The following is a 21,158-nucleotide window of genomic DNA, read 5'->3' as shown; positions in this document are numbered from 1 at the left end:
GACATGGAGATGATGTAGCCGACCCGATTTGCCGTTGCCCCAGCGCGATTGCCGTCGCTGTCGAGAGATTGCTGCTAACGCACGCGCCGGCGCCAATCGCTCGGCGTCTCGCCCGTCAGCTTCTTGAATGCCGCGGCGAAGGCGGTCTGCGAGGAATAACCAAGCGCCGTGGCGACCGAGACGATCGATTCGTCGCTCTCCCGCAGCATATTCATGGCCTGCTCGAGCCGGTGCTGGCGAAGCCAGGCATGCGGCGACAGCCCGGTGCTCTCCTTGAAGGACCGGCAGAAATGAAAGCGCGACAAACCTGCATCGGACGCCAGCGCATCGAGCGAGACGTCCGCTTCGCTGTCGGAGCGCAATCGTTCGATCGCACGGAGCAGGACCTTCGGCGCCAGTCCGCCCATGGTCGGCTGGAACGTGGTTGGCGACCCTGCATGCGCAGCCAGAAGGCGCGTGGCCAGAAGATCCGTGAGCTGATGCCGGAATAGCGTATCAAGGACGCCATGGCTCTCTAGCGAATCCGCCGCGCTCAGGAGCAGTCGGGACGTGATCGTGTCGGGATGCGCCGTTCGCTCAATCAATTCGGCGGGCCCGGCGGTCCCGGCCTCGCCGGCGATGCGCTGCAGCGTTGCGTCGGGAAGGTAAAGCTGCACGACGTCGACGGGCTTCGGAATGTCCCATCGGGAGCTCGACCCTTCCGGAACGATGTTCACGACCCCCGGACGAAACGTGCCGATCGCGATCGATCTTCCCGAGCGCCGCTCCATGCGCTGCATCACGCCTTTATGCGCCATGATCACGTGGTGGCGCATGGGCTCGACGACGTCGTGCAGCGGATCATGCTTCCAGTGCGCGATACCGGCACCGGAGGAGTGCAGCGCCATGCGAAACGGCTGGGTCCTGAGCACGCGCGCCATCTCCCCGTCGGCGGCGCGCCGCTCGGACGTCGAGCGGTCGTCAGGCTGTGCGTCGGGTGCGGGCGGCAAGCCCTTGTGCGAGGGATTGCGCATGAGTGCAGTGTTCCCGGTCATGGTGTGGCTCCTGCTGATCAGCTCGGGCTTTCGATCAGTCGTCCGTATTTGTACGGAACGGCGCGTGTTCTATGCGCCGCGGTTGCGGTGCGTATTTCCTGAACCCGCCATGCTTTGCCCGATCCTGCTCCAAGCCGGCCCGCGCTTTCGCGAACGCACGGTGAGCGGCCGGGGAGGAGAAGTGCTTGTGAGAAAAGGGCGCAGGCCGCCACACGACCGCCACATCGATGTCGCGATCGGGCACGCTCGTGGCGTGGAACGGTTGGATTTCAAGACGGACAAGCCTTGCCCGGCTCGGCGACAAATCCTCCAAACGGAGGCGACGGCGATGACCGGGGCGCGCTAGGCCGCGGCCGCCTGTGCCGACAACAGCTGCTTCAGTTTCGCCGCCGGCACGGCCGGGCTGAACAGCCAGCCCTGCATCTGGCTGCATCCGAGCTGGAGCAGCACCGCGCGCTGCGCTTCCGTCTCGACGCCTTCGGCGGTCGTCGCCATGTGGCGGGCGGCGGCCATGTGCACCACCGCCTGCACGATCGGCGAGGAATCTTCAGACTGGCCGATGTCGCAGATGAAGCTGCGGTCGATCTTGATCTTGTCGAACGGGAAGCGATGCAAATAGCTCAGCGACGAATAGCCGGTGCCGAAATCGTCGAGCGCAATGCGCACGCCGAGCTCGCGCAGCTGCTGCAGGATCGTCAGCGCCTCCTGGTCGTCGCGGATCAGGACCGTCTCGGTGATCTCGAGCTCGAGCCGTCCGGGTGCGAGACCGGACTCGGCGAGCGCGGCTGCGACCTTCAGCGCCAGCGTCCGCGAGCGGAACTGCACCGGTGAAACATTGACCGCGATGTGGATGTCGCCGGGCCAGGAGGCGGCCTCGGTGCAGGCCTGCCTCAGCACCCATTCGCCGATCTCGCCGATCAATCCGGTTTCTTCCGCAACCGGGATGAAGTCGGCGGGCGAGACCATGCCGCGCTCCGGATGGTGCCAGCGCAGCAGCGCTTCGCAGCCGGTGACCACGTTGGCCGCAAGATCGACCAGCGGCTGGTAGTGCACCTCGAACTCGCCGCGGGCCAGCGCCTGGCGCAGATCGAACTCGAGCTGGCGGCGCAGCCGCGCCTTGGCGTCGTATGCGGGCGCGAAAACGCGGAAGGTGCGGCGGCCCTCGGATTTCGCCGCATACATCGCGAGATCCGCGCGCTTGAGCAAATCGTCGAGATTGTCGCCGTGGTCGGGCGCGATCGCGATGCCGATGCTGGCATCGGTCGGGATTTCCTGGCCATTGTAGTTTACGGGCGCGCGCAGCGCCTTCAGGATCTGCTCGGCCAGCGCCGTCAGCTCGGCCACGTCGCGGGTGCCGGCCTTGACGATTGCGAATTCGTCGCCACCCAACCGTGCCACCATGTCGTTGCCGCTGATGCAGGCGCGCAGGCGGTTCGCGACCTGGCGCAGCAGCTCGTCGCCGACCTCGTGTCCCAGCGAATCGTTGACGCCCTTGAACTCGTCGACGTCGATATAGAGGATCGCGAACGGCTTGCCCTGGGCAAGCTCCGCGACACGCCGCTCCAGATGGCCGCGCATCAGCACGCGGTTGGGCAGGTCGGTCAGCGCGTCGTAATGCGCCATATGCGCGATGCGCTCGTCGGCGCGAATGCGCTCGGTGACGTCGTCATGGGTCGCGAGCCAGCCGCCGGCGGCGCCGGGCTGGTTCTTGATCTCGATCAGGCGGCCATCGGAGGTCTCGACGATCGTGCTCTGCGTCTGCCCGGCATTGCCCAAAATGCCGTCGCAATAGGAATCGACGTCGCCGTGGAACGAACCCGTGTCGTGGCGGTGCTGGATCACCTGGCGGAAATACGCGCCGGGCTTCACCACGTCGGCCGATAGGCCATACATCTCGATGTAGCGCCGGTTGCAGACGATCAGCCGCTCGTCCTGGTCAAACATCAGGAGACCCTGCGTCATCGTGTTCATCGCGGTGTCGAGCTGGTGCTTCTCCACGGCGAGCCGGCGGGTCATCTGGCGGAAGATGAAATAGAGCGTGAGCACGAGTAGGCCGATCGACAGCACGGCTACGGCCACGAAGAATTTGGTTTGCGTGTGCCATGTCGCCAGCGTCGCATCCAGCGACCTGGTCGCAACCACGACCAGCGGCTCGCCGGTCAGGAGGCGTGCGGCGACGATGCGATCCTTGCCGTCGATCGGACTTGCGAGCTGGGTCGTGACGAAGGTGCGCTCGAACACCGCCATCTGCTCGGACGTTCCATTGCGGAAATTCTGCCCGATCATCGCGTCCACATGCGGAACGCGCGCGAGCAACTGGCCGTTCTGGTGGTGCATCGCGATCGAGGATTCCTCGCCGAGCCCGCTCGAGGCGAAGAAGGATTCGAGTTGGTCCGGCGCGATCGCGCGCGACACCAGCCCAAGGAATTCGCCGTGAGGACCGGAGACGCGGCGCGCGAACACGATCGCCGGTCCGCTGCCCAACCGTCCGGGCACGACCTCGACCTCCTCCTGCGAAGCCGGGTCGTTCTTGAGGCGATTGAAATAGCCGCGGTCGGCGACCGAGACATCGGCGACCGGCCAGCGCCGCGACGAGTTGATCAGCACGCCCTTGGCGTCGAACAAATTGGCGCCGGCAACGTCCGACCAGCCGCTGGCTCTGGCGCGCAGCACTTCGTGCACGGCGAGCGTGCCCATCTCGCTGCGGAAGACATCAGCGGACTCGATGCCGTGGCTTTCGAGCTCGGCGATGATGCTCTTCTGCAGCACCGCGAAGTCCTCGAACTCGCGGTCGAAATGGCGGGCAAGCAACCGGACCGCGCTCTCAAGGCTGTCGCGGCCGCTTTCGATTGCATTCTGCCGGAAGCGGTCGACGGTAAGCGCGGTGCCGATCGCCATTGCGGCCATCAGCACGAAGCCGCCTGCGATCAGCCATGTCAGCGGCGCGCCGCGCCAACGGCGCAGCAACGCGCGCATGCGCGCGCTCCATCGGATCGATGTGCCCATGCAGCCCTCCCGTGGGATGCAAGATGCGGCAAAACCGACAAGACCGCGTTACCAGTAAGGGTTAGGAAAACATGAATCGGAGCGTAATCAGAGGGTTGGTTCCATCGCTGTCTGAAGGCGCGGTGGGCCATGGTTCCCTCAGCGTCGGATTTCCCATCTCAACGCTTCCGCATTGGTCCTGGCGAACATCGCCGGCACGTCGAAGGTCCCGGTCTTGAGATCATAGCGGCAGCGCCAGTCGGCCAACCCCTTCACGGCGACGTTCTTCGGGTGCTTGTCCATTTCACCCGACAGCGAGATGACGAGGTAACGGTTGTCCGGCCAGTGCACGCCGAGGCCGCGATAAGCCTCTTCGGTGCCTTTCACGAGATTGGCCGAAATGTGGTAGTCGAGCTTCATCTTCCCGGTGTTCGGGCGGCTGTGGAAATAGGCCCAGGCCAAGTCGCTGAACGGCGTCTTCGTCGCGCTGACGAAGGCGCCTTTCTCGACATGGTAGAGATAGAGGTCCTGCTCGCCGGAGCCGGTCTTCTGCATCCGCACCAGCCATTGCGAGTCGGGCGTGAAGCGGAAGCCGGCGCCGTAACCCTGCTCGGGCTTCAGCTCCGTCATCTGTTCGCCACGCCTCGCCCAGGCCTGCCATTTGACGTCGAAATCGCCGCTATCCTTCATGTACTGCTCGATCCCAGTGGCGCCGTCGGGCGAGGTGAAGGCGAGATCGGCATTTCCGGTGAGGATGTAATCCGGCGGCGGGCCGGACGCGGCGAGCCCCGGAGTTGCGGCCAGCGTCGGGGCAAGCGCGAGCCCCACCACCAGCCCAAGTACCGGCAATTGTGCGGGACGGCAAAATGCGTTCACGGTGAAAATTCCTCGAGAAAAATACCGCGATGCGGCCTCGATCATTTGACGTCGGCGGGGGTGCGCCGGTTCATCCCCGGCGCCGGCTCATCATCCTATCGACCGTCTTGCTGCCGTGGCTAAAACGGCGCACCTTGCCGGCTCGATTGATTTGCAAGGTTCTTCCTGATCAAGGTTCGTTTCCGATGGTGACCGCATCCAAGGCCTTCATTGCATTCTGTCTGCTCGCGGTGGGCGGTACCGTGCTGGTGATCGGCCCCACCGAGCTGCGTCGCCTGCTGCCGATAGGGGCGAAGACCGACATCGCCGCCAAGCCGGAACCCAAGGTCGAGCCCAAGGTCGAGCCCAAGGTCGAATCCAAGCCGGAACTCAAGCCGGAAGAGCCCAAGCTCGCCGCGGTCGCGCCGCCGGCGCCAGCTGCATCTCCGGCGCCGGCCCCCGAACCGAAGGCGGGTGCATTGGCTGAAACCCAGAAGCAGGTCACGGCCGCGCTTGCCGATCTTGCACCGGTCAAGCCGCCGCCGGCGGTTGCCGATACCGGCCCCCGTTTCGACGTCGCGCGCGTCGATGACCACGGCGAGGCGGCGGTGATCGCGGGCCAGGCGACGCCGGGCGCCAAGGTCGAGCTGCTGCGCGACGGCAAGCCGATCGACACGGTGGTGGCGGATGCGTCGGGCCAATTCGTGATGACGCCGCCGCAGCTTCCCGCCGGTTCCTATGAGCTCACCCTGCGGGCGAAATCGCCTGACGGCACCGTCACGCAATCCGGCCGCAGCATGCCGGTGGTGATCGCCGAAGCCGCGCCGCCGCCCGCGCGCCCTGCACCGGCCGCGAGGCAAGAGACGAAGCAGGAAGCGAAGGCCGAGAAGCCCGACGACAAGTCGGATGTGGTGGCATCTTTATCGGACAGGCCTGCGGCCCGGCCGAGATTGATGGGCGCACCGAAACCAAAGGGCGGGTCGGGGGTCATGGCGCGGGCGCCCGCGGCCACGACCGTTGCATCGGCCTCGCCGGCGGAAATCGTCAGTGGTGCACCGGCGGAAACAGGCGGCAGCCGGGTGATCTCCCGCGGCGACAGCCTGTGGGCGCTCAGCCGGCTCGCTTACGGCGACGGCGCCCGCTTTGCCGTGATCTACAACGCCAACCGCGCCAAGATCCACAATCCCAATCTGATCTATCCCGGCCAGACCTTCGTGCTGCCGCAGAAGGCGGAGTGACGGCGCATCGGCTCTGCCCGGTGCGCGTTGCGACGCTTTGCCCTGTGCGCTTCCGGAACATTTGGTTCCCTCGCGCGTCGTTGTGATGTGACGCGATGCGCGCTTGGCGCCGGAGGAGGGCCAAGGTGGACAGGTCAGTGGTCATGTCGAGATCACGCTTGGCGCTCAGGCCAAGGCTGGGGCTGGCGCTATCAGGCGCAACCCTCGTGATTCTGGCGGTGCTGTTGCCAAGTCGCGCCGAGGCGCAGTTCGGCTTCCGCGGCGGCCCGCTCGGTGTTGCGCGCTTTGCCGTCGGCCACATGATCGGTATGTCTCGCTTGCGCCATGCCCGCATGGCGGTGCGGGGCAGCCGATACCGCTCCGCAGCGTTGAGGTCGCAAGATCCTCGCGGCGCAGAGCGCGGCCAGCCTGCGAATCCTTACGTCCTCCGTGCCGCAATGACGGCGCAAGCCGCGCTGTCGGGCTGGCACGGCGGCCGCCGTCCGCAAGGCTGGTGGCGCCACCCCGACGGCAGCTACGGCTGGGTCGGCCCGGTGTTCTGGCCGTTCGCGCATGACGACCTCACCACCGCGATCATCCTCGGCGATGCGACCAGCCTCTCGCCCTATGGCTATGGCGACATCTATGCCGCGATCTTCGCACCCTATGCGGCCACCGAGCTTGCCGCCTACACCGCGCCGCAAGGACGGCGCGGACGGCGAGTCCCGACCGCGGAGACTGTCTGCGATGCCAGCGACACCGGCGGCCTGCCGGTCGATCGCATTGCCGCTATCGTGCAGCCGAATGAATTGCAGCGCACTGCGCTCGACGAGCTCGCGACCGCGTGGGCATCCGCGCGCGACACCATCCGCGCCGCCTGTCCGGCGCAGGTCCCCGCGAGGGCGATGGAGCGCCTCGGCCTGATGCGCGAGCGCATCGAGGCCATGATCAAGGCGACGGACGCGGTCGCACCTTCGCTGGCAAAATTCGTCGATCTCCTCGACGACGACCAGAGAGCCAAGCTCGACGGCCTGGCCAAGGACCGCCGCGCCGCGCTTGCAGCGATGCAGCAAAAGAATCCCCAGGCGGCATCGGCCTGCCAGGCGGACAGCGATCCCCGCTACGACGAGAAGCTGCAGCGCCAATACGAGCAGCTCATTCAGCAGCAATGGCCCGCGGCCGAGATCGCCTCCACGCTCAAGCTCGACGACACCGCCCGCGCCCGCCTCGACGTGCTCCAGGACACCACGCTGCGCACCATGGAAACGCTGAGCGCCTGTCCGTCACAGGCCGCACCGACACCACAGGCCCGCCTCACCGCCGCGAAGGCGCGGCTGGAGACTATGCTGCAGGCGGTGAACGGCGTTAGTGACGCGCTCGACGATTTCGAGGCCGACTTAAGCGACGAGCAGAAGGCGGGGTTCGAGGCGATCGGGCCGAAGCGCGGCGTGTGATCACCCGCAGGCCCACTCGAACTTCATGTCCTTGAAGTCGAGCTGCGCGTTGCCGCTGCCGAAATTGTAGCCGCCGAAATATTCCTCGAACTCGATGTAGAACGGGCTCATCTCAGGCACCGCCTGGCAGGGCCGCATGGTGCCGCCGAGATGGTTGTGGGCGTGGTCCTTGCCCCAGTCGTGCGAGCGGAAATTCTCGGTGGTCGGGACGCCGCCGATAAAGTAGTAGTAGGACTGATAGTCGCTCGGCGGATTGCGCGGGAGGTGCGGGTCCTGCGGGGCCTTGCCGGCATTGGGATCGGTCGCGCGCGGCATCAAGGCGATCGCGAGGTTCTCCGCCAGGTCACCCCGCGGAGGGCCGGCGAACATCTTCTGCGCGAAGGGCGGGGCGGATTCGAAGAAAGCGCTGGCGCCGCCGACATCGAGCCAGCGCGGCCGCTCCGCCGTCGCAAGCGGAAGCGGCGCGGGCGGCGTCGCGAACGGGCCCTCGTACTCATACTTCGTCAGCAGCAGCGCGGCATATTCGTAATCAAGGATGTCGGTCATGCGCGAAAGCCGCGGATGCGCTGGTCGCGCCAGCACGGCCTCGCGAATCTCGGGATCGTCGGGTGTCCCGCCGTCATTGTGATCTGGTGCGGTAGCGAAGAACGACACCGCGACGATATCCTCGCCGTGTACGCGATAATCCTTCGGCAGCAGAAGTGTAAAACCGTGCATCAGCGGAAACCCGGTGACGGGATCAAGCGGCCATTGCTCGCTGCTGATGCCCGGCGGCAGGCCGTAGACCCAACCATGATCGCGTTCGCGATCGGCGGGCCGGTCCAGCATATGCAAATCATACGCACGCGACGGCAAGGCAAGCGCCACAGGTCGGCTCCATCCGGACTTTCGCCTCGACGCGGAGGCGATCGTTAGTCGCGAGGACGAGAGATGTGGTTCGTGGGATGATGCCATCCTGCCGGTGTTTTGCCCGACGAGTCAAACGGCTTCCGGCCAATTCCGTGCCCGCGTAACCCATTGATCTTGCAGGCCCCGGCTACTGTGCATGGGGTTGTTTTCGCAGTTTTTTGTTTGGGCTACCCGCGCCGCCTTGCCGCGGCGGCATCCAACACGTTCTCGACCTCCTCGCGCCACGACAGGATCTCCATCGCAAGCACCGGGTGGTTGAAGCCCTTGAGCACGAGATCGTCGAGTGCGCGGGCTTCGACCCAGGGCTCGACCATGCCGTAGACGCGGCGGCTGACGACGACCTGGCCGGCCTTGGCTTCGTCGCAGAGGCGGGAGGAGAGATTGGTGACGCTGCCGATCGCGGCATATTCGAGCCGCTGCTCGAAGCCGATCTGGCCGAGCGTGGCGTAGCCCATGGCGACGCCGACGCCGAAGCCGAGCGAGTGGCCGCGGTTCTTCCACTTCTCGGTCAATTGGCCAATCACATCGCGCATCTCGACCGCCATCTTCACCGCGCGCTTGGTATGGTCGGCAAATTGAATCGGCGCGTTGAACAGGATCATCACGCCATCGCCGGCAAAGCGGTCGAGCGTGCCTTCATAGCGGTGGATCAGCTCACCGAGCGCGGCGTGATATTCGCGCAGCACGTTCATCGCCTCTTCCGGCTCGGTCGCCTCCGTGAACGAGGTGAAGCCGCGCAAATCGCAGAACACGACGGTGACCTCGCGGCGGTGGCTGTCGAGCAGTGCGTCGTGGCCGTCGGACGAGGCGATCAGCTGCGCGACTTGCGGGGCGAGGAAACGTTCGAGCCGCTTGATGCGGCCGATCTCGCCGAGTTGTTTCTCGACCCGCTCTTCCAACGAGCGATTCCAGTTGCGCAGCTGCTCGGTCTGCTCCTGGAGCTTGGCGGCCTGCTGCTGCACGGTTTCGTGCGCCGCCGCGAGCTCGCGGCCCTTGTGGTCGACCTCGGTGAACAGCCGCGCATTGCGCATCGCCAGCACGGCCTGGTTGGCGAAGGTGCGCATCAGGCCGATGATGCTTGGAGCGAACTCGCCGCCGGCGCGGCGCAGCACCACCAGCGAGCCGAGCGTGCCCTGCTGATCCACCAGCGGCACCACCAGCACCGAATGGAAGCCGGCCGCGATCGCGACGTCGCGCAGCGGCTGCTCGGAGGCCTGGTCGAGATCTGAAATCGCGATCGGTTCGCCGCTCCCGGCCGCATCGCTCAGGATATCCTGGCCTTCGTCGATGGTGACATGGGCGCCGTCGGCGGATTTGTCGATGCCGTTGGCCTCGACCAGATTGAAGCGGCGCGCCTCGGCGTCATAGCCATAGATCAGCACGGCGTCGGCATGGGTGATCTCGATCGCGCGCGCAGCGATCGTCGGCAGCACGGCGTTGAGATCGAGCGAGGCGGCGACCGCGCGGCCGACCTCTTCCAGCACCTTGAGCTCGTTGATCGACTGCGCGAGATCGCGGGTGCGCTCCTCGACCTTGGTCTCCAGATCCGAATAGGTTTCCTGGATCTGGCTGGCCATGCGGTTGAACTGGCCGGCGAGATCTTCCAGCTCGTCCGCGGTGTGCACCTCGATGCGATGGCTGAAATCGCCCTCGCCGAGCTTGTGCGCGCCGTCGCGCAGCGCCGTGATCGGGATGATCATGCGGCGCGCCAGAAGCGTGCCGGCGAGGATCGCGACCAGCAGGCCCATGCCGATCAGCAGCCCAATGCGCACCAGCTGGTCGCGGATCGGCATCAAGGCCTGCGTGGTCGGCTGCTCGAACATCACGCTCCAGCCGAGCTTCGGCACGGTGCTCGCCGCGCTCATCACCGCATGGCCGTTGAAGTCGGTACCCGAATTGTCGGGCTCGTGGCCCGGTGCGACCGCGGCCGCGACCTGCGGCAGCTTCGACAAATCCTTGCCGACGTCGGGGCCCTTCGACGACGTCGCCAGCACGCGGCCGCGCGGATCGACCACATAGGCGAAGGCCGCCTTGCCGACCTGGGCGTCGGACAGGTACTCGGAGAGAAAGCTGAGGTCGAGCTCGGCCACGGTGACGCCGGCGTTGAAGCCGGAATGCGCCACCGAGATCGACATGAACGGCGTTCGGTCGGAGAACCAGGCCGGCGCGTAGCTGACGCCGCGGGCGACGGTGTCGGTGAAGCGCATGTCGCGGGAGAGGTCGGCGTTGCTGCCGGTCGTGGTCGACTGGCGCGAGACGCGCAGCACCTCGCGGCCGTCGCCGTTGAGCTGGAACAGCTGAGTGACGACCGAGACCTGGTGCAGCAGCTGGGCGTAGTCGGCGCGGCGCTTCTCGAGCGTGTCCTGGCTCGCCCGCGTCACCCAGCTGATCTGGCGCTCCAGCTCGGAGATCGACTGCTCGATCCGCCGCGCGGCAGCCTGCGCCTTGTCCTCGAGACCGTCGGTCAGCTGTGCCTTGGTGGCGCGGTAGGAGATCCAGCTCTCCATCGCGCCGTTGACGGCGAGCACGAACACGACGAGGCCGACGAGAGAGACGACGTATTTGGCGAACAGACCCTCGCGCAGAAACCGTGTCTTGTCGCTCGCTCCTGCCATCCCGATCCTCTCGCGCCGCCATCGGCGCCGGCGCTACGGGCCTGACGGACCCTGCGAGCCTTCTAGCACAATTTGGTCCAACGGACTGTGAAGGGACTGGTCGGGGCCGCCTGACCGGCCGGTGTGGTTACCCGCCTGGACGCTGGGCAGGCGGAAGCATGGTGAATTGTCGCAGTCTCATCCGTTTGGAGGAAGCCGCCGCCGGGCCAGCCGATGTAAGGGGATGGCTTGGCAAGGGAGGGCTGGGAGTCCAGCGCTTTGGTCCTGCAATCATCGGTTAAAGAGCTGCCGCAGCACGTCGTTCATCGGCTGGCTGTCCTGCTGCGCCGCCGGCGGGTCCTCCAGGGCGGGGGACGTTGGCGAAGCTTGCGGCATCAATGTGGATGGCGCTGCAGGCAGGCTGCGGCTGCGGCCGGCGGCAGTGCCGGTGCCCGTGGCAGTCCCAGTGCCGTTTCCCGCGCCACCGGAAAGTCCCTGCTGGATCAGATTGCCTATCGCCTCGCCCAAGGGGCCGCCGAGCGGGTTGTTCTGTCCGGGCTGCTGCGTTTGCGGATTGGCATTGCCGGTCGCATTGCCGCCACCCGGCGCGGTGGCTCCCCCGAGGCCAAGGCTTCCAAGAATATTGCCGAGCCCAGCCCCATCAGCGCCGAACAGGCCCTTGCCCATCTCGCGCAGCTTGGCATAGGCGGCGTCCGGATTGTCGAGCATGCCGGCCATGTCAGGATAGATCCGCGGCTGCGACCAGGTACCCTGGATCATCACGGGAATGCCGAAGCCGACCGGCTCGGCGACGCGGCCCTGGCCTTCGGTCGTCATCACCAGCTTCGGCTCGACGCGAAAGCCCATCATCTTGGTGTCGAGCGCGATCGTGCCGGCGCCGGTCACGCGGACCAGCGGTCCGGTCAAGCTGAGATCGGTGGTCACCGCCTGGCCCTTGTCGATCCGGAACGACGCCGAGAGCTGCGACAAATCCGTGCTCTGCTCCCGACCGTTGTCCTGGTTTGCCTGCCAGCCGGACAACGTGCCCGAGGTCAGCGAGCGGATCATCTGCGCGACGTTGATGCCGCGAATGGCGCCATCCTGGAAATTGACGAAGGCCGTGCCCTGCATGTTCGCCATCAGCGCGCGCTGGCTGGTGCCGGCGCTGCGCAGCGCGAGCTTGGCCTGCAGCTTGCCGTCGATCCGGTCGAATTCGGCGAGACCCTGGAGCAGCGGCAGCGCGCGCACGCCGGCGAGGTCGGAATGCATCGCAAAGCTCGGCGCGCCGCTGGTCGCATCCAGGATCAATTCGCCCGAGACCTGGCCGCCATAGGCGCCGAGATTGGCGGTGCCGGCCTTCAGCACGCCGCCGGCGAGTTTTGCATCAACCGCCAGCGGCGCGAGACGTGCATCGCCGATCACCGCCTCGTGCGCGGAGATCCTGATTTGCGCATCGACATAGTTGAGCCCGGACACGTCGATCGGCGCATCGCTCCAGGGTTGCCCGGACGCGCCTTCCGGCGATTTCGCCAGCGGGATCGCGAGCCGCTGGAAGTCGAGATCGACCTTGACCAGAGGCTTGCTCGCGATATCGACCGAGGCCCAGCCGTTGAACGCGCCATCGCCGAGCGTGCCATTCAGGCCGTTGATCATCACGACATCGCCGCTCAGCCGCATCTCGGCATGGCCCGCGAGCCGAGACTTCAGCACATCCGGCATGTCGATGGCGAAATCCACCGGAATGGTCGGGCGGTCGGCCGGCGGCGCCGGCGTGGTCGCCTTGATGTCGAACTTGGTCGGATGCTCGCCGACCCGTGCGGTGCCGGTGATGCTGATCTTGCGGTCGCGACCGACGATTGCATCGGCATTGACCGCGCCGATGCGGCTCTCGACGCGATCGCGCACCCGCGCGAATGCGATCTCGCCATCGGTGACCTTGATGCGGTCGATGGCGGCGCCGTCGGTATCAAGCGCGACCGGCTTCGACGTGCCGCCGGCATTCGGCAGGCGCTCGCGCAGCAGCGGCTGGTAGAGCACGGGATGGGTGACGACGAGCTCGCTGATCTTCGGGCGGCCCGACCAGACGCTCGAGAGCGACATGTCGGCCTGCACGCTGTCGATGGTCAGGCGGGTGATGCCGCTGCGGTCCTTGGGGTCGGCAAGCGTGAGGTCGTTCAGCGTCACGTTCAGCGTCGGCCACAGGCTGATTCTGATGGTGCCGTCGATCGACAAGCGATAGCCGGTCGCGCTCTCGACCCGCGAGGCAATCGTCGACGTCAGGAAGCCCGAGGGGATCCCGACCACCAGCAGGAGTGCGATCGCGATGACGATTGCGGCCACCGCCGCGCCGGCGAATTTCACGGCTCTCATGTCGACTTTCCAGCGGCGGACAACCGGCGTCGAATCCGGCAGATGGCCGTCATTTGCACGCGTCCTTTACGCCTGAGTTTATCCCGGGACGGGAAGCGGCTCCAAGCACGTAAAAATAGTCTGGGGGTGCTGCAAAGTTATGTGACTTATGGCACACTTCCCCGGCGTGGTTTTACGCGATCCTGATGTTGATGGTTACAAGCGATTTGCCAACGAAATTCACAAGGACATTGAAATGAGCAAGCAGGCCGAATTTGCGGTCATCCTCAAGATGAATGCGATGTTCGCCGATCTCGGCGTAGACGAGCTCCAGCGGCTGGCAAATCTCTGCCACACCCAGCATCTGGGGAACGGCGAGGTGCTATTCCAGAAGGGCGACGCGGGCGATGCGCTGTTCGGCGTGCGCCGAGGCCAGGTCCGCATCGAGACCGGTGCCTCCGACGGCAGCCGCCTGACGCTGAACTTCATGGGGCCGGGCGACCTGTTCGGCGAAGTTGCGGTGCTGGACGGCCAGAGCCGCACTGCGGACGCGACCGCTGGCGAAGCCAGCGAGCTGTTCGTGCTGCGGCGCGAAGACTTTCTCGCTTTCCTCGAACGCGAGCCGAAGGTCGGGATCAAGATCATCGCGCTGCTGTGCCAGCGCATCCGCTGGCAGAGCGAGCGCATGGAAGAGTCCATGCTCCAGCCGCTTCCGGTTCGTCTCGCGCGGCGCCTCTGCGCGCTCGCCGCCGATTTCGGCTCGGAGGTGCACATCTCGCAGGAGCAACTCGGCGTCTTCGTCGGCGCCGCCCGCGAGAGCGTCAACCGCCAGCTTCAGGCCTGGCGCAAGGAAGCGATCCTCGATCTCCAGCGCGGCCGCATCCTGCTGCGGAACATGACCAAGCTGACGGCGATCGCGCGGAACGAGTAGGGGGCCGTTAGGCTGGGTCGCTACAATCGGGGCGAAGGAGTTCGTCAGAAGAGTCCCAACTCGCAACCCACGCTTTAACGGCCTCGATCGGCACAGCACGACCGGTACGTCTGAATGCTTGGTAGCGAAGACGATCCTCCGCTATGTCGGGTTCGCGGATGGCGCTCGCTGAACTGCCTTGTGTACTTGACGCTTGTGCCATAGCTACTCCGCCGCGGGGTGCACGATGCTCTTCGGCGCTGGTGCCGCTCCCGCCGGCGCAGCTCCGTGGTGACCGGCGCCCTCCGCATCTTCGCTGTGCACGACCAGCCGCTTGGCGAAGCGCCAGATCAGCGCGCCGAGATCGTCCATCACCATGAACATCGCGGGCACGAACACCAGCGACAGGATGGTCGAGAAGATCAGGCCGCCGATCACCGCGAGCGCCATCGGCGAGCGGAACTCGCCGCCGGCGCCGACCGCGAGCGCGCTTGGCATCATGCCCGCGGCCATCGCGATCGTGGTCATCACGATCGGACGAGCGCGTTTCATGCCCGCGTCGATCATGGCTTCTTCGCGCGGTGTGCCGGCGTGAATGGACTCGATGGCGAATTCCACCAGCATGATCGCATTCTTGGTGACGATGCCCATCAGCATCAGGATGCCGATCCACACCGGCGTCGTGAGCTGCTTGCCGGTGATCAGCAGCGCCGCGATCGCGCCGCCGATCGAGAGCGGCAGCGAGAACAGGATGGTGATCGGCTGCAGGAAGGTGCCGAACAGCAGCACTAGCACGGCGTAGACCATCATCAGGCCCGCCGTGATCGCGGTGGCAAAGCCTTCGGACAGTTCGTTCAGGCTTTCGGCATCGCCGGAGGGCGAGACCTTCACGCCCTTCGGCCGGCTCTTCATGACCGGCAGGTCGTAGATCTTCTTGGTGGCGTCGCCGAGCGCGGCGGAGCCGACGAGATCGGCCGCGACGGTCGCCTGTCGCTCGCGATCGTAGCGGTTGATGCTGGTCGGACCCTGGTCGAGCTTGACGTCGGCGATGACGGAGAGCGGCACGCCGCCCTTCTCGCCGTGCTCGCCGAGCGGCACGCGCAACTGTTCGAGCGTCTTCAGATTGCCGCGCGCGGCATCCTCGAGCTGCACGCGGATCGGCACCAGACGGTCGCCGACGTCGAACTTGGCGAGCGCGGGGCCGACGTCGCCGATGGTGGCCACGCGGATGGTCTGCGACAGGCTTTCGGTCGACACGCCGAGCCGTGCGGCAAGATCGGCGCGCGGTTCGACGCGCAGCTCGGGCCGCTCCAGCGTGGTTTCCGAGATCACGTTGGAGATGGTGGGAATCCGCTTCATCTGCGTCGCGAGTTCGCTGGCGACGTTGTTGACGATGTTGGCGTCTGCGCCGGTCACGACCAGCGAGATGGCGCGCAGGCCGTTCTCGTCGAGGAACCAGAAGCGGATGTCTGGAATGTTCTCCAGCTCCTGGCTGATCGAGAATTCGAGCTCGCGCTGGGTGATGTCGCGGCTGTCCTTGGGCGTGTAGTTGATGATCAAAGCGGCGCGCCGGACTTCCTGGGTCCCGGGTGGAACGCGGCCGCCGTCGACGAAGATGCTTTTCACCTCGGGCCGCTTGCGCAGGCGCGCCACGATGTCCTCGGTGACTTTTTCGGTGTAGGCGAGCTGCGTGCCCGGCGGCAGCTCGAGCGCAACCAGCGAGCGCGAGCTGTCCTGCGCCGGGAGGAAACCCTGCGGCAGCAGCGTGATGCTCCAGATCGAGGCGGCGAAGACGCCGAAGCCGGCTAGCACCGTGATGAAATAGTGCTTCACCGACCAGGCCACGAGCCTGTGATAGGACCGCAGCACGCGGCCGGGCGGCGGCTCTTGGTGATTGCCATGTTTGAGGAAGTAGGCGGCGAGCACCGGCGTGACGAAGCGCGCCGCGAGCAGCGAAAAGAACACCTGCACCGAGACGGTGATGCCGAATTGCTTGAAGAACTGTCCGGCGATGCCCGACATGAAGCTCGCGGGTGCGAAGATCGCGATGATCGTCAGCGAGATCGCGATCACCGCGAGGCCAATCTCGTCGGCGGCTTCCAGGGCGGCACGATAGGGCGACTTGCCCATGTTCATGTGCCTGACGATGTTCTCGATCTCGACGATGGCGTCGTCGACCAGAATACCCGTCGACAGCGTGATGGCGAGGAAGCTGACGAGGTTGAGCGAGAAGCCGAGCAGGTCCATCGCCCAGAACGCCGGGAAGATCGACAACGGCAGCGAGATCGCGGCGATGATGGTGGCGCGCAGGTCGCGCAGGAACAATAACACGATGACGACGGCGAGGATGGCGCCTTCGAACAGGGTGGAGATCGCCGCGTGGTAATTGCCATTGGTATATTCGACCGAGGTGTCGATCACCTTCAGGTCGACGTCGGGATAGGTAGCCTTGAGCGTGTCGATGCGCTTCTGTACGGCCTCGGCGACCTTCACGTCGCTGGCACCCTTTGAGCGCTTGATGCCGAGCGCGACGATCGGCTCGCCGTTGAAGCGGGCGAAGGTGCGGCGGTCGGCGATGGTGTCGGTCACGGTGCCGAGATCGTCGAGCCGGACCTCGCCGCCGCCGAACAGCGGAATCATGGTGCCGGCAAGGTCGCTCAGCGTCTTGGCGCCGGCGAGGGTGCGGATCGCCTGGTCGTTCTTGCCGATCTCGGCGCGGCCGCCGGCGACGTCGACATTGGTGCCGCGCAGGCTCTGGCTGACATTGACGGCCGTCAGCCCCATCGACTGCAGGCGGTCGGGATCGAGCGAGACCAGGATCTCGCGCTCGACACCGCCGATGCGCTCGACCTGGGCGACGCCGCGCACGCCCTGCAGCGCGCGCTTGACCACGTCGTCGACGAAATAGGAGAGCTGCTCCGGCGTCTTGCCGGGCGAGATCGCGGCGTAGGTGACGATCGGCAGGCCGATGACGTCGACGCGCTGGATCAGCGGTTCGGTGACGTTCTGCGGCAGGTTGGAGCGCACGCGCGTCACCGCGTCCTTGACGTCGTTGAGCGCGCGGTCGGTGTTGGTTTCCAGCGCGAACTGGATGGTCGTCACCGACAGGCCGTCGGTGATCTGCGAGGTGATGTGCCTGACGCCTTCGACACCGGAGACGGCGTCTTCAACCGTCTTGGTGACCTGGGATTCGAGCTCGGCGGGTGCCGCGCCGAACTGCGATACCGCGACGGAGATCACGGGAATGTCGGCCGAGGGTAGCCGCGTCACCGCGAGCTTGGTGAAGGACACCCAGCCGAGGATCAGGAGGATGATGGAAAAAACGACCGACGGCAGCGGATTGCGAATCGACCATGCCGAGATATTGAGAGCCATCAGCGTACCCGCGTGCGATCGAGTTCATCGGCGAACATGGTCTTGATCTGGTCGCCGTCATGCAGCGAAGAGCCGGCGTCGGCGACGACGATTTCGCCGACGTTGAGGCCTTCCAGGATTTCCGTCGCGCTGTCCGACGACAGCCCGACCCGTACCTTGCGCGTCTCGACAATGTTGCCTTTGACGACCTGCACGGTGAGATGGTCGATCGCGGTCTTGGGAACCGCGACGCCGCAGCTTCGCTTGGCGTCGATCGAGGCGCGGGCGAACACGCCGACTTTCAGCGAGGGATTGTTGGTGACGCTGATGCGCACGCGGCCGAGCTGGGTGGCGCGATCGATTTCGGGCGCCACCAGCCTGACCCGCCCGATCAGATCGGGCGCGTCGTCGCGGCTGATGCGAACGGTCGCGCCGGAGCTGAGCTTGGCCATGTGCACCGCCGGGACCTGCGCGTCCAGCTCGATCTCGTTGTTGACGGCGATTCGGAACATCGGGCCAGCCTGCGGCGAGGCCGGCGCGCCGACGATGGTGCGGACCTCGGTGACGAGGCCCGGCGCAGAGGCCTTCAGGGAGACCGGACCTTGCGGGCCGGGCCGCTGCGGCTGGCCCGGGATCTGGGGCGGTGCGGTCAGGCGCGCCAGCTCCTGATTGTCGGTGACGAGGGTGCCCTCGGTGACGAAGAGGTCGGTGACCCTGGATCCCTCCTGGTCGGCGACGACCACGGCTTCGCGGCGCGGCACGAAGAAGCCGGTCACCCGAACCAAGTCCGAGAAGCAGGCATTGGTCGACTTGGTTACGATGACCAGGGCCTCGCTCGGCGTTTCCTTGGGCTCGGCGCGATGCCGGTGCTCGAACAGATAATAGCCGACGCCGAGCGCGACGACGAAGACCACCGTTCCGGCCGGCTTGAGATATTGGGAAAGGTTCATTGCCGGATCGTCCTGGCCTGGCTCACGGCCATCCGCGCGCGGCCCATGGAGAGCGTTTTCCTGAAATGAAGCAGCGTCCCGCAAGGCTGCGGGACGCGCGCTGGAAGCAAGACTTTACACCACATCACGACTTGTCACTTCAAAGGATTACGTCGTGCTCACTTCGATGCGGTGGTCTTGTTTTCCATGTTGACGACCTGCACGCGACGATTGACCTCGGCCATCGGCTGGGCCGGGTCCTTCAGCTTGCTCTTGCCGTAGCCGACCGTGACGAGGTCGGTCGCGGAGATGCTGTACTTGTCGACCAGGTAGCGCTTGATCGAATCCGCGCGGCGCTCCGACAGGTCCTGATTGTAGCTCTCGCCGCCGGCGGCGTCAGTGTGGCCGGCGACCACGAAGGTCGAGCCCTTCAGGTCGGGGCTGGTCAGCGCGCGGCCGAGCGCCTGGACCGAGGCAAGCGATTTCGCGCTGATATTGGCCGAGTTGTAGTCGAACGTGATTTCCAGATCGATGTTCGGCTTGTCCTTGGCCGCCGAGGCGATTTCTTCACGCTCGACCGACGAAAGGGAGCGTGTCGAGCGGCCGCGCACGGACTGGATCAGCTTGGACTCAGTCGCACTCGGTGCGGGATCGGCCTGCGGAGCGATCGAGAGGCCGCGCGTCAGCGGCTTTTTCGGCGGCGGCGCCAGCGCGCGGACGATCTCGTCCTCGGTGACGTTCTTGCTGTTGCCGTCGTCGGCCGCGAAGGCAAGCGGGATCGTCAGCGACAGCGCGGCGCCGACGGTGATGATGGACAGGATTGCGGTAAGTCCCTTTGCAGCCAATCTCATAGCCAGTCCCTCCTGCGCAGCCAGCTGGCGCGGTTCGAAAATCCTGCAGTAAGCCGCCCCGAAAAGGCGGGCGGCGGCATCCGTTCAATTAGTCTTCGCCGGGCCGTCGCGGGTTCGAGGCACATCGGCCCCGATTCAAAAAAATATCAACGCACTCCGTAGCTTGCGAATTCCTGAACAATGTTCGGGTCCATCGCCTTGGCATTGGCGATGTCGAGCGCACCTTCCTGCGCCGAGCCGTTGCGCTGCTTGGCGATCCCGCGTCCGAACAGCGAGGAGGTCAGGCGCGGATTGATCCTCAGGGCGGCCTCGAAATCGGCGATGGCGTTCTTCACCGCCCCCGATTTCAGATTGACGAGCCCCCGGCTGTCCAGCGCGTCGACGAAGTTCGGCCGCAGCCGCAGGGCCTCGTTGCAATCCTTCAGCGCGCCCTGGAGGTCGCCGACCACGGTGCGGGTCCAGCAACGATTGTTCAGAGCCTCGACGTCCTTTGGGTTGATCCGGAGCGTCTCGTCAAAATCCTTGATGGCCAGGCTGTAGGCGCCCTTGCTGGCATAGACCTGACCGCGCCGGTAAAGCGCGTTCACGTCATCCGGATTGGCCGCGATCTTGGCGGTCAGCCCCTTGATGGTGGGCTCCTCGGCCAGGACGGCCGCACTCGGGCCGCTCTCCATGCTCGGAGCGGTCGCCGGATCGGCCGGAATCACAGGCGGAGGCGGCGGTGGTGCCGGTGGCAAGGCAGCCTCGACCTGCGGCTTCGGTGACGGAGCGGGCGCGGCCACTGTGTCGGCCGGTTTCGGAGGCGGTGAAGGTGCGGGCGGGGCCGGCTGCGGGTTGTTGGCGACGACCGGCGGCGGCGCGGGAGGCGGAGTCGTTGTTGGGCGCGACCCACCGGCCCCTGGAATGAACGAGAAATCCTCGGCCAGTGAAGAGGAGATCCACGGCACCTGCTCGCCCCGGGAGGCACGGGTGACGCCCATCTTGGTGCGGTTCAGCGTCTCCTCGGCCATCAGGTCGGGGACGCGGATTTCCTTGAGGAGTTCCTGGACGAACAGGCTGTGCTCGCCGCCGGCGTCCGAGACCACCGAGGCCAGCGCCGCCGAATACATCACCAACGTGCCGTTCGGCGCGATGACGGGGGTCAGGCCGGCCGAGAAGCTGCGGAACCGGCGCTCGAACGGGTTGCGCCTGGAGGCGTCGACCAGCGCGATCTTGACGCCGGCGCCGCGGGTATTGAGCTCGCCGAGCACGGTTTCGAGGCTGATGCCGTCGCGCCGCACGTCGGATTCGGTCCAGATCTGCGCATCGATCGGCAGCAAATAGCTCTGCCGCGCGGACTGGATGCCGAAGCCGCTGAAGAACACCAGTGCCACCGACCCCGGCTTGATCTTGCCGTAGAGCTTGTCGAAAGCACGGCGCATGCCGTCACCGGTCAGGTTCTCACCGGTCTCGACGGAAAAGCCGTCGCGCTTGAGCTCGTCGGCGACGTCGCGCGCGTCGTTGAGCGGTTCCTTCAGGGGAGCGTCGGCGTCCGGGTATTTGGCGTTGCCGATGACCAGCGCAAAGCGATCGCCGGCCGCAAGTGACGGAGCGGTCGGGATGAGCGACACGAGCAAGGACAGAACGAAAAGCAGGCGAATTTTCATAATTAGCGCGATCCAGCCAAAAAGGCGCCGTTTCCAGCTTGCGCCGCGGCGACCTTAACTTACGCAATGTG

Annotated in this window: 14 protein-coding genes; 4 read left to right on the top strand and 10 right to left on the bottom strand. The window is 65.9% G+C overall.

All coding sequences use genetic code 11. The annotated features are described in order from the left end of the window. Positions 1–74: 74 nt before the first annotated feature. A complete protein-coding gene (locus N551_RS0119655) occupies positions 75–1,034 on the bottom strand; it encodes an AraC family transcriptional regulator (RefSeq protein WP_197031170.1) in 960 nt (319 codons plus the stop codon). Here N551_RS0119655 and N551_RS0119650 point away from each other — a divergent pair. Next, complete coding sequence (locus N551_RS0119650) at positions 1,012–1,380, top strand: hypothetical protein (RefSeq protein WP_027568349.1); 369 nt, start codon at positions 1,012–1,014, stop codon at positions 1,378–1,380. The genes N551_RS0119655 and N551_RS0119650 overlap by 23 nt on opposite strands. On the opposite strand, the gene N551_RS0119645 is transcribed toward N551_RS0119650, so the two are convergent. Together N551_RS0119645 and N551_RS0119640 are read right to left on the bottom strand one after the other, a co-directional pair. Continuing rightward, the gene (locus N551_RS0119645; RefSeq protein WP_027568348.1) at positions 1,377–4,040 is read right to left on the bottom strand and encodes an EAL domain-containing protein; all 2,664 of its coding nucleotides are present in this window, start codon (positions 4,038–4,040) and stop codon (positions 1,377–1,379) included. The two genes, N551_RS0119650 and N551_RS0119645, sit on opposite strands and share 4 nt — an antisense overlap. A 138-nt stretch (positions 4,041–4,178) precedes the next feature. Continuing rightward, positions 4,179–4,895, bottom strand: coding sequence for a hypothetical protein (locus N551_RS0119640; protein ID WP_027568347.1), 717 nt, complete (start codon positions 4,893–4,895; stop codon positions 4,179–4,181). A 185-nt stretch (positions 4,896–5,080) separates the two neighbouring features. On the opposite strand from N551_RS0119640, the gene N551_RS0119635 reads away from it, so the two are divergent. Together N551_RS0119635 and N551_RS0119630 are read left to right on the top strand one after the other, a co-directional pair. Then, positions 5,081–6,112, top strand: coding sequence for a LysM peptidoglycan-binding domain-containing protein (locus N551_RS0119635; RefSeq protein WP_027568346.1), 1,032 nt, complete (start codon positions 5,081–5,083; stop codon positions 6,110–6,112). Between the two features lie 143 nt (positions 6,113–6,255). After that, on the top strand, positions 6,256–7,545 hold the full coding sequence (locus N551_RS0119630) for a Spy/CpxP family protein refolding chaperone (RefSeq protein WP_051462856.1): 1,290 nt from the start codon (positions 6,256–6,258) through the stop codon (positions 7,543–7,545). On the opposite strand, the gene N551_RS0119625 is transcribed toward N551_RS0119630, so the two are convergent. The 3 genes from N551_RS0119625 to N551_RS0119615 all read right to left on the bottom strand — a co-directional run bounded on the left by N551_RS0119625 (position 7,546) and on the right by N551_RS0119615 (position 13,418). Continuing rightward, a complete protein-coding gene (locus tag N551_RS0119625) occupies positions 7,546–8,373 on the bottom strand; it encodes a hypothetical protein (protein ID WP_245287822.1) in 828 nt (275 codons plus the stop codon). Positions 8,374–8,621: 248 nt separating this feature from the next. Next, on the bottom strand, positions 8,622–11,069 hold the full coding sequence (locus N551_RS0119620; protein ID WP_027568343.1) for an adenylate/guanylate cyclase domain-containing protein: 2,448 nt from the start codon (positions 11,067–11,069) through the stop codon (positions 8,622–8,624). Between the two features lie 270 nt (positions 11,070–11,339). After that, positions 11,340–13,418, bottom strand: a complete 2,079-nt coding sequence (locus N551_RS0119615; protein ID WP_027568342.1) for an AsmA family protein — start codon at positions 13,416–13,418, stop codon at positions 11,340–11,342. A 235-nt stretch (positions 13,419–13,653) separates the two neighbouring features. Between N551_RS0119615 and N551_RS0119610 the strand changes: the two genes are divergently transcribed. Then, the gene (locus N551_RS0119610; protein ID WP_027568341.1) at positions 13,654–14,328 is read left to right on the top strand and encodes a Crp/Fnr family transcriptional regulator; all 675 of its coding nucleotides are present in this window, start codon (positions 13,654–13,656) and stop codon (positions 14,326–14,328) included. 204 nt (positions 14,329–14,532) lie between these two features. Here the strand turns inward: N551_RS0119610 and N551_RS0119605 are convergent, their stop codons facing one another. The 4 genes from N551_RS0119605 to N551_RS0119590 form a co-directional block, all read right to left on the bottom strand. Further along, positions 14,533–17,682 carry an efflux RND transporter permease subunit gene (locus tag N551_RS0119605; RefSeq protein WP_027568340.1) on the bottom strand — a complete coding sequence of 1,050 codons (3,150 nt, stop codon included), beginning with the start codon at positions 17,680–17,682 and terminating at the stop codon, positions 14,533–14,535. After that, a complete protein-coding gene (locus N551_RS0119600; protein ID WP_027515083.1) occupies positions 17,682–18,611 on the bottom strand; it encodes an efflux RND transporter periplasmic adaptor subunit in 930 nt (309 codons plus the stop codon). The genes N551_RS0119605 and N551_RS0119600 overlap by 1 nt, the downstream gene beginning before the upstream one ends. A 158-nt stretch (positions 18,612–18,769) precedes the next feature. After that, positions 18,770–19,441, bottom strand: a complete 672-nt coding sequence (locus N551_RS0119595; protein ID WP_027568339.1) for an OmpA family protein — start codon at positions 19,439–19,441, stop codon at positions 18,770–18,772. A 146-nt stretch (positions 19,442–19,587) separates the two neighbouring features. Further along, positions 19,588–21,087 carry a caspase family protein gene (locus N551_RS0119590; RefSeq protein WP_027568338.1) on the bottom strand — a complete coding sequence of 500 codons (1,500 nt, stop codon included), beginning with the start codon at positions 21,085–21,087 and terminating at the stop codon, positions 19,588–19,590. Between the last annotated feature and the right edge of the window lie 71 nt (positions 21,088–21,158).

Origin of the sequence: Bradyrhizobium sp. URHA0013 (genome assembly GCF_000518345.1) — a bacterium.
Classification (GTDB): domain Bacteria; phylum Pseudomonadota; class Alphaproteobacteria; order Rhizobiales; family Xanthobacteraceae; genus Bradyrhizobium.
This window is presented reverse-complemented; position numbering and strand designations above follow the sequence as displayed.

Bases quoted from the DNA above. Each gene is read 5' to 3' on its own strand.
- N551_RS0119650 (WP_027568349.1), top strand. From the start codon at position 1,012: ATGAGTGCAGTGTTCCCGGTCATGGTGTGGCTCCTGCTGATCAGCTCG.
- N551_RS0119655 (WP_197031170.1), bottom strand. From the start codon at position 1,034: ATGACCGGGAACACTGCACTCATGCGCAATCCCTCGCACAAGGGCTTG.
- N551_RS0119645 (WP_027568348.1), bottom strand. From the start codon at position 4,040: ATGGGCACATCGATCCGATGGAGCGCGCGCATGCGCGCGTTGCTGCGC.
- N551_RS0119635 (WP_027568346.1), top strand. From the start codon at position 5,081: ATGGTGACCGCATCCAAGGCCTTCATTGCATTCTGTCTGCTCGCGGTG.
- N551_RS0119630 (WP_051462856.1), top strand. From the start codon at position 6,256: ATGTCGAGATCACGCTTGGCGCTCAGGCCAAGGCTGGGGCTGGCGCTA.
- N551_RS0119625 (WP_245287822.1), bottom strand. From the start codon at position 8,373: ATGCTGGACCGGCCCGCCGATCGCGAACGCGATCATGGTTGGGTCTAC.
- N551_RS0119620 (WP_027568343.1), bottom strand. From the start codon at position 11,069: ATGGCAGGAGCGAGCGACAAGACACGGTTTCTGCGCGAGGGTCTGTTC.
- N551_RS0119615 (WP_027568342.1), bottom strand. From the start codon at position 13,418: ATGAGAGCCGTGAAATTCGCCGGCGCGGCGGTGGCCGCAATCGTCATC.
- N551_RS0119610 (WP_027568341.1), top strand. From the start codon at position 13,654: ATGAGCAAGCAGGCCGAATTTGCGGTCATCCTCAAGATGAATGCGATG.
- N551_RS0119605 (WP_027568340.1), bottom strand. From the start codon at position 17,682: ATGGCTCTCAATATCTCGGCATGGTCGATTCGCAATCCGCTGCCGTCG.
- N551_RS0119600 (WP_027515083.1), bottom strand. From the start codon at position 18,611: ATGAACCTTTCCCAATATCTCAAGCCGGCCGGAACGGTGGTCTTCGTC.
- N551_RS0119595 (WP_027568339.1), bottom strand. From the start codon at position 19,441: ATGAGATTGGCTGCAAAGGGACTTACCGCAATCCTGTCCATCATCACC.
- N551_RS0119590 (WP_027568338.1), bottom strand. From the start codon at position 21,087: ATGAAAATTCGCCTGCTTTTCGTTCTGTCCTTGCTCGTGTCGCTCATC.